2 protein-coding genes are annotated in these 9076 nt (G+C 60.8%); one reads left to right on the top strand and one right to left on the bottom strand.

Annotated features, from left to right (window positions below; translation table 11 throughout):
- Window positions 1-1887 (top strand): vitamin B12 dependent-methionine synthase activation domain-containing protein (locus OQK_RS31620; protein WP_038861602.1); only part of this gene is annotated, 1887 nt, incomplete at its 5' end.
- A 46-nt stretch (window positions 1888-1933) separates the two neighbouring features.
- Here OQK_RS31620 and OQK_RS22970 read toward each other — a convergent pair.
- Window positions 1934-9064, bottom strand: a complete 7131-nt coding sequence (locus OQK_RS22970) for a dermonecrotic toxin domain-containing protein (RefSeq protein ID WP_157221930.1) — start codon at window positions 9062-9064, stop codon at window positions 1934-1936.
- Window positions 9065-9076 lie beyond the last annotated feature (12 nt).

Here is a 9076-nt window from a genome sequence, read left to right as displayed (position 1 = left end):
GATCAGATCCCGGTCGAGCTGCGCGACGCGGTCGAAGACGTGATCCTCAACCGCACCCCGGATGGCACCGACGCCCTCCTCGCCATCGCCGACAAGTACAAGGGCGACGGCAGCGTCAAGGAAGCCGAGACCGAAGAATGGCGCAACTGGGACGTCAACAAGCGTCTGGAACACGCGCTGGTCAAGGGCATCACCACGCACATCGTCGAAGACACCGAAGAATCCCGCCAGTCGTTTGCGCGGCCGATCGAAGTGATCGAAGGCCCGTTGATGTCCGGCATGAACATCGTCGGCGACCTGTTCGGCGCCGGCAAAATGTTCCTCCCGCAAGTGGTGAAATCCGCGCGCGTGATGAAGCAGGCCGTGGCGCACTTGATTCCGTTCATCGAACTGGAGAAAGGCGACAAGCCGGAAGCCAAGGGCAAGATCCTCATGGCCACGGTCAAAGGCGACGTCCACGACATCGGCAAGAACATCGTCGGCGTGGTGCTCGGTTGCAACGGCTATGACATTGTCGACTTAGGCGTGATGGTTCCGGCCGAAAAGATCCTGCAGGTCGCAAAAGAAGAAAAGTGCGACATCATCGGCCTCTCCGGCCTGATCACGCCGTCGCTGGACGAGATGGTCCACGTTGCCCGCGAAATGCAGCGTCAGGACTTCCATCTGCCACTGATGATCGGTGGCGCGACGACGTCGAAAGCGCACACCGCGGTGAAGATCGAGCCGAAGTACAGCAACGATGCCGTGGTCTACGTGACCGACGCCTCGCGCGCCGTTGGCGTGGCAACCCAGTTGTTGTCCAAGGAACTCAAGGCCGGGTTCGTCGAGAAGACCCGCCTGGAATACATCGACGTGCGCGAGCGTACGTCCAATCGCAGCGCCCGTACCGAACGCCTGAGCTACGCCGCCGCGATCGCGAAGAAGCCGCAATTCGACTGGGCCAATTATCAGCCAGTGAAACCGACCTTCACCGGCAGCAAAGTGCTCGACAATATCGATCTGAAAGTGCTGGCCGAGTACATCGACTGGACGCCGTTTTTCATCTCCTGGGACCTGGCCGGCAAGTTCCCGCGCATCCTCGAAGACGAAGTGGTCGGTGAGGCTGCCACTGCGCTGTACAAGGACGCCCGGGAAATGCTCACCAAGCTGATCGACGAAAAGCTGATCAGCGCCCGTGCGGTGTTCGGTTTCTGGCCGGCCAATCAGGTCAACGAAGACGACATCGAGCTGTACGACGACAACGGCAAGCCGCTGGCCAAGCTGCATCACTTGCGTCAGCAGATCATCAAGACCGACGGCAAGCCGAACTTCTGCCTCGCCGACTTCGTGGCGCCGAAGGACAGCGAAGTCACCGACTATGTCGGCGGCTTTATCACCACCGCTGGCATCGGCGCCGAAGAAGTGGCCAAGGCCTATCAGGACGCGGGCGACGACTACAACTCGATCATGGTCAAGGCCCTCGCCGACCGCTTGGCCGAAGCCTGCGCCGAATGGCTGCACCAGCAGGTGCGAAAAGAGCACTGGGGTTATGCCAAGGATGAAACCCTCGACAACGATGCGCTGATCAAAGAGCAATACCGTGGCATCCGCCCTGCTCCCGGCTACCCGGCCTGCCCGGATCACACCGAGAAAGCCGCGCTGTTCACCCTGCTCGATCCAGAGGCTGCGGAAATGCGCGCCGGGCGCAGTGGCGTGTTCCTCACCGAACACTACGCAATGTTCCCCGCCGCAGCGGTCAGCGGCTGGTACTTTGCTCATCCGCAGGCGCAGTACTTTGCCGTCGGCAAGATCGACAAGGATCAAGTGCAGAGTTACACCGCGCGCAAAGGCCAGGACCTGAGCGTGACCGAGCGTTGGCTGGCGCCGAATCTGGGTTACGACAGCTGAGTCGAGCAGACCTGGGAGCGCGCTGCTCCCAGGTCTGCTCGATCACTCAGTCGCGGCGCCACGAAGGTCCGGGTTTCGGTGAAGACGGAGCCGATGGCGACGCTCCCGCATCCTGCGACGCCAGGCTCTCCAGTTCTGTGCGAGTCAGAGCCTTGAGTTTCTCGATGCGCGCATCCGCCAGCTCGATTTCAAGCACCCTCATCGCATCCAGATAATCGCTGTTTTCTCTGTCCGGGTAGGCATCCTCGACCGCTTCGTGCCGCCTGGTAGCGTCGCGTTCAAGTGCCTCGAACGCCTCCGCGTGGCGATCCTGCAGATAGCGGATCCAGTAGTCCCGCGCAATCAGATCCTCCAGAAACATGGGTGATGCCTCGTCCGCGAGAACCGAGGCACGCGCATCGAGCAGTCGTCGCCCGCGAATCGGTGAGGCGTACAACATGTGTTCGGGTTGCGCCGGCAACTCCAGGTCGTCCGGCCAGCCGCGTGTCATGGCGATGCGGTATTGCAGGCGAACTTCCGCGCGATCCTTGTTCCTGGCGGCGGCTTCGGCCAGTCGATCCACCCTTTCCAGGCGAAACAGCCGTCGAGTCAGATCAAGCAGCGCTCGGCCGCGTTGCAGCTGACGATGCCGCGGAATGTCGCGCAGAGCGTTGTATTCATAGACGCGGGTCTCCAGTTCGCTGAACGACAGGATCCGGCCATCGGGGCACGTGCCGTGGGTTTCGGCGTTGAAAAACAACAGCTCGCGCAGTTCAGCGTTTTCCGTGGCAGCCTGGATCACTTGCCAGACCCGGTGGGTCAGATCGGCACCGGCAAACCTGAATTCCAGGGTGTCGGGCAAGGTCGAGAGCAAATGAAAGAACGCCTCATGGTTGGCCTGTCGAGCCAATTGCAGCCATAGCGCTTGCCGCGCTGCACGCGCATCTGCATGCGTATAGGTCATCCATATGTCCATCGCCGGCGTCGCCACGTCCTGCGCCGGATTGGCAATCACCTCCGCGGCCTCCACACCGGCATGCATATCCACGGGCCTGCTACTGCTACCGCCACCGCCTCCGCCACGCGGATCATCACCATCGTCGCTATCGGAGTCGGGGTCCGAACCCCGATCCGAATCCGATTCGGATCCGCTATCGCTTTCCGAGTCGCTCATACGCTCGGCGATCAAGCGCTGCAAGGACTCCGGCGTGTAACCCAGCACCTCACTGCCGCCATGCGCGACGCTGTAGTCCCTGATCTGCTCCAATGCGTTAAGCGACAGCGAGTTCTCCGACAGATCGGTGCCTGCCACGAGCGCCTCATGATTGCCGCCCAACAGCCGGTCCGGGAAAACCATGATGTTGTTGCCCGACAGGTCCAGCCTTTGCAGATGCGCCAGTTCAAGCACGCCTTCAGGCCAGAAATCCAGGCCGTTCTGGCCGAGGTTGAGGGTTTGCAGACTGCTGAAGGTTGCGGCGTTGAATTCTTCCAGCTGATTGTGACTGAGGTCGAGCCAGCGCAGCCGCGCCCCGCTCGCGTGCTGATACACCGATTGCGCCACGGCCAAGCGATTGCCGCTCAATTCCAGCCGTTCGAGCCGGCTCAGACTGCCGACAGCTTCCGGCAGGCGTGCCAGGCCCGTGCCATTGAGCATCAGCGTGGTCAACTCAGGAAACGCCGGGCAGAAGAGGTTGAAACTCTCGACGGAAAATTTGGCCCCGGTCAGGTCCAGCGTTTGCACATGGGAAAACACGTTCGACAGCGCAGGCAAATCACCCAAGCCGCCCGCTGACAGGCTCAGCGTCCGTCCGGCGGATTCGGTATGGCCGGTGAGCCCGTCCCGCCAGCAAGCGCGGATCCTGGAGGCATCAAAGAATCTTGTTGACGACGCCCCTTCACCAGCCCCTTGCGCCGGGTTGAAGATCCAGCCGTTCAACTCACGCGTCAACGCCTCGTTACTTGCTCGCCACTGATTCAGTCTGCCGACCATTTGCTCAGGGGACAGGCCTTCAGTGCGTAAACGCTCAACGCTGGCCTGGGCCTTTTCAAGCGACAGTGACGGAAAGATTTCCAGCACTGCGCGATGCATGTCGGTGCCTTGCTGAATGACCGAGGCAGATGGCAGTGGCAAGAGATGAGCGGCGCGATTGAGTGCCGTGTCAGGCGTGGCACCGCTGGAACCGCTGGAACCGGCGGGTAACGACGGCGCTTGCGATTCAAACCGTTGCAGCGCCCCTTCGGGCAAACCCAAGGTCATTTCGATACGTCGCTGCGCCGCCTTTAGGCTCGCTTCGCCGCTGACACTGAAGCGGTTGTTCAGCAGCCGGGTCTTGAGCAGCACAGCGTTGTCGGCAAGCACGTGATCGGGGAGCGAACCGATGGTGTTATGCCGCAAATCCATTGCTTGCAAATGCACCAGGTTCTCCGCCCCCTTCGGCCACACATTGAGCCCGTTTGAGCTGAGGTTGAGCGTCCTGAGGCCGGTCAGGCGAGAAACGTCCAGTGTGTCCAGCCGATTGAGGCGGGCATTGAGATGTTCGAGATTGCTCAGCGCGTCGAATTGATCTTGCACCTCAGGGGTCACGGCGATTCGGTTGAAAGACAGGTCCAGCTGTGTGAGCCGGGGCAAATCGGCTGGCCGCACCGGCACTTCGGTCAATCCGCAGGCGGTGACCTCCAGGCTTGTGGCGCCACTGAACGCCTGGAGAAAGCCGCGGATCTGTTCGACCGGCACAGTCAAGCGGTCCAGCCGAACCCGCTGTACATGAGCAAACGTACCGGCCGGCAATTGCGGCAGCTCACTCACCGACTCCGCGCCTAGCGCCCAGGCGGTGTCAACCAGTTCAAACATGCTGGCGTCGTCCAGATCGCCGGCGGATATCCAGTCCTCAGCATTGAAGGGACGAACGTCATCGTTCAAGCGATAACGCCGGCGTATGGCCGCGCGCCAGTTTTTTTCCAGTGCACGAACCACCCGGGCATTGGGCGGCGCTTGCCAGCGCGCTGCCGGCGTCGCCGTACGCAACTCTGCGGATGCGCTGGCCTCGTAGAACTGGCGGAAAATTGCGCTGTGCTCCACGCGCAGAATCTCCACGGCTCCAAGTCGGGTCTCCGGTGTGTTCCACAGACTCATGATGCGCTGAGGTAACGGGTTGAGACGGCCGGCCTCACCCGTCAGAAACTGCAGTTCCCCGGCGCAGTAGCGGCGGACCATCAAGTCCAGATCAACCAGATGCCCCCATTCCCCCATGTAGTTTTTCACATAGTCGTAAGCCGGTTTGAACGCTCCGTGGGAGAACCTCGACCAGTCCAGGGACAAACCGGCCCAGAGTCTCTCGTGCCCGACATAGAGGGTCTGTGGAAGGGATGCGATGGCGGTCTGCGTCAGATCCAGACGCTCCAGTTCAGGCAGTTGTTCCACATAAGCCGGCCACTGCGTCAGGCCCGGCGCTTCAATCTTGAGTTTCTTCAGTCGTTCAAGGGGAGCCAGGTCCAGCTCGGGCGGGCTGCCTGCGCCGCCGGGAAAATCGAGATGAAGCTCCTCAACCGCGGTCAGGCTACGCAATCTTGTCGACAGATCGGCAGCCATCACCCGCGCTGGCGTTCGGAACTTGAGCTTTTTCAACGCGGACATGCGAGTCACGCTCAGGGGCAAGGTCGTCAGTGACTGCTCGTGCTCCATGTAGGTGCCGAACAGACTGCCCCGCTCCCCCAGCGACAACTTTTCGATATTGGCAAATCGCGTCAGGAAGGCATCGGCATTGGCGTCGGTCAAACCTCCGCCGCCAATCGACAGTTCACGCACGTGAGCAAAGTCGACGGTCATCTCTGGCAGAGGATCGTAGGTGAGAATCGACAGTTGATCGGCACCCGCGACCCCAGTGGACAAAGCGTTGCGCCAGCAGGTTTTCAGCGCTTGCGCGGTGCGAAACTTGTAATTTGTTCCGGAGCGTTCCCAGGGCGCCGCCGTCGCTGTCCCCGCCCATTCATCCAGCGTCGCATTGAGCTGTTCCCACTCACGCCGACGTGATTGCAACAGCTCGAAAATGGCCCGGTCGTTCTTTCCTGCCCGATATTGGTCAAGGAGAAAGCCACGAGCCTGTTCGTCGCTCAATTGCGGGTAGATATCCTGCACGTGAGCCAGCAGGTTCGGTGCCAATCCCGCGCCGCGTCCACTGGCGGGATAACCGATCAAGGTAGCGTTCACCCGCACCGGCGGTTTTATCCACTTGACCTGAGGCGCCAGCAACGCGGGTGCATCAGCCTGGTGCTGGTCGGCGTGATCGATGATCTTTGCTTGCAACTCTGCGGACTGCCCGACCTCAGGGACACCGAGGCTGCGGCGCGCATCATCAGGCAGGGCATGCATGATCGACGAGTAAAAATTGTCGCCGTTGCGAGGCAGGCTGTTGAGTGCCTCACCGCGCTCGTTGTATGCCTGAAACTGAACGCCTGTTTTGATCAGGTATTTTTTCTCGCCGGCGGTTTCACTGCCGATGCTGTCGAGCAGCATGCCGGCGTCGTGGCCTTCGCGTACTTCAATGCGAAGGCTGTCGGGCCAACCCGCCAATTGCTCCAGCGTGTGCAACGCCAGGCGCCGGCTGTCCGCAGAGGCGACATTTTCGCTGCGCAGACCGGCATATGCCGCTACCTGTCGACTTTGCCGCGCGTACCAGCGGGCCTCCTCCAACAGGCGCAGCGGTACTCGTTGCCCTGAGCCGAGTCGCTGAAGATCATCGGGTCGACCATGCGCCAGCACCGTTTGCGCCGCCGGTTCACTGAGTCCCGGGCAGGCCTTCTGCAAGCGCGCAACCTGCGGATCGACGGGTTCGGTCCCCGAATGAACGCTGTCGTAAATCGCCGGCTGGCGGGTGTTGGCGTAGTCGGCGATCTGCTTGCCAAACTCTGCCGGTCGGCCATCGCGCACGCGTGCCCCCTGCTCGCCGAGGAGCCGAGTGATTTCTGACTCGTCCAGCCCTGCGAGAATACGTGCTGGCAGTTCACCGCTGAAGATATCGGCCCGCGATATCTGAATGGGTGGCTTGACGTCGACATCGCGAAACCGCCGCGCGGAGCCATACCTGACGAACTTGCCGGACAATTGCTCGCCGTCGAAGACTTCCAGCACCCGGTTCTCCGGCCAGCGCGGCATTTCGGTGATCAGCGGCAACGCGTAGAGGTACAGTTCATCGATCGGTTTTGTCCCGCGCAACTGCTCGACAACCAGTGCCGCGTTGCCATCTGCTTGCATCATGCGCATGGCCTGGGTCAGTTCCGGTGGTGGCAGCGAAGAATCAATGTGCATCTTGCGCAGCGCGGCTTCACTGACACCGCTGATATCGGCAGCCTTGATCAGCTGTGCATCGGAAAACGCTTCGGTTGCATGGCCGATGCGCCGCAACAGGGTCAGACGATCCCAATCCTGCGGACGTTCCAGGGTATGGCGCCAGGCACCGCTTCCATTGCTGTGGAGCACCGGCTGCCAGGCGTTGATGTCGGTCGGATGGCTGATCCGCCATTTGCCGATCGATTCATCGAAAAACTGCTCATAGACCTTGCCGCTCTGGCGAATATACGTTTTACCCTCAAGCACGTGCTGGCCGGCACTGTTTGGCCCGGGACTGACAGGCAGTGCGACAGCCGACTCGTAAGCGCTCAAGTCGGGTTTCCACAGCCGGGTTTCGCCGTTGGGCAACTTCACCGGATGCAGACTTTCAATGACCGGCACGGCTTTGGCGCTTGAGATTTTGCTTACTGCGGCGCCCACACCGGCCATCAGCGCAATCTGCGCAAGGTTTTCCGCCACATCGATCAAATGATCCTTGGCCGCCCTCCGGTCGCCCTCGGCCCATTCGATTGCGCCCTCAAGCGTTTCATAGAGCAGTTGCCCGGCCATCACCACCATCATCACTTCGCCCAACACAGGCACGAACATCGAGACCATGTTCAGACCGAGCATGCCAAGTTGCATCAGATGCGCCAGTTTGGCGTCCCTTGCTCGCGCGTCTACCTCGGCAGTCGGTACCGCATGGCTTCGGGCATCATCGATCAGCTTGGTGCGATTCTGGCTATAGAGGTATTGCCACAGATCCTCGTTGGGCGCCCAAAGTCCCTGCCCCTTGCGTCCCAGGGTGGACGGTGCGATGTAAGGGTCCGCCACTGGCTCCCATTTGACTTGGCGCTCAGGCGGTACCTGCTGAATGCGGGTGAACGCCGAGCCGGCGGTGAAGCCTTGCAGCACCGACAGCCATGGCGAGCGCAGCAGATCCCAGCCATCGCCGGGTGAGTCAGCCGCCTTCTGCCTGAACTGGCTGAAATACTCGGGACGCTGGTCATAAGGCAGGAACTGGCTGAGAAAGCGCTGGTAGGCGGTGGGCTCCGCGCCCGTCTGTTGCAAAGCGTCGCGTGCAGTGAGCAAGCGTTTGAGCTCGTCGCGCATCTGCTGGAACGTGTAGCGCTTGAGCGGGTGTTCAGGATCGTGCGGGATGTAAAGAATCAGTTCGTCGGTATAGCGGTATTTCTCGCAGATGACGAACGCGACGCAGCCGGTGAGTCTTTTTTTCATCAACCCCAGGTCCTTGAACCAGACCTGTTTTTTACCCATCCAGGGATGCATCTCGCCGTCAATCACCGAGACGATCATCGCGTGATCCGCCGCCTCGATATCCTTTTGCAACAGCGCCTGCTCGGCCGCAGCGCGCAGCGTCGCCTTCTGCGCGGCAATGAAGCGTTCGGCAAGCACTGCCTCTGCCACCGTTTCCTCAGGATGAAAGAATCCTTGCAGGTAAGTCTGGTATTGCTGGCCGACATCCAGATCGCGGCAAAGGTGCAGAAACTGGCTGACCGAAATACCGATGCTCACATGGTCGAACGTCTGCGCCGTGGACCCTGCCACCACAAAACCTGAGCTCGAATGGTAGGTCCCTTCGCATTCGCCAGCTTCGAAGTTGTGCAGTGCGGCTTCCAGCAGCGTTAGCTTGAGCACCTCGAATGAGGCCAGTTCGATTTGCTGGATACCCATCTCCACCGGGCGGCGCAGACACAGCAGCGTTTTGTCGACATCGATATCCAGCGAGTGTTTGTCTTTCAGCGCTTTGATGACTAATGGCCGGGCAAACGTCTCGACGTCCTGAAGTTTCGCCATGCGCTTGTCGAGACTGTTCTGGGCGATGACACTGGCCTTGAACGTGTCGTCCACGGTTTTGCGATG

It is taken from the genome of Pseudomonas sp. R62, assembly GCF_000257605.1.
Lineage (GTDB): Bacteria > Pseudomonadota > Gammaproteobacteria > Pseudomonadales > Pseudomonadaceae > Aquipseudomonas > Aquipseudomonas atacamensis.
This window is presented reverse-complemented; position numbering and strand designations above follow the sequence as displayed.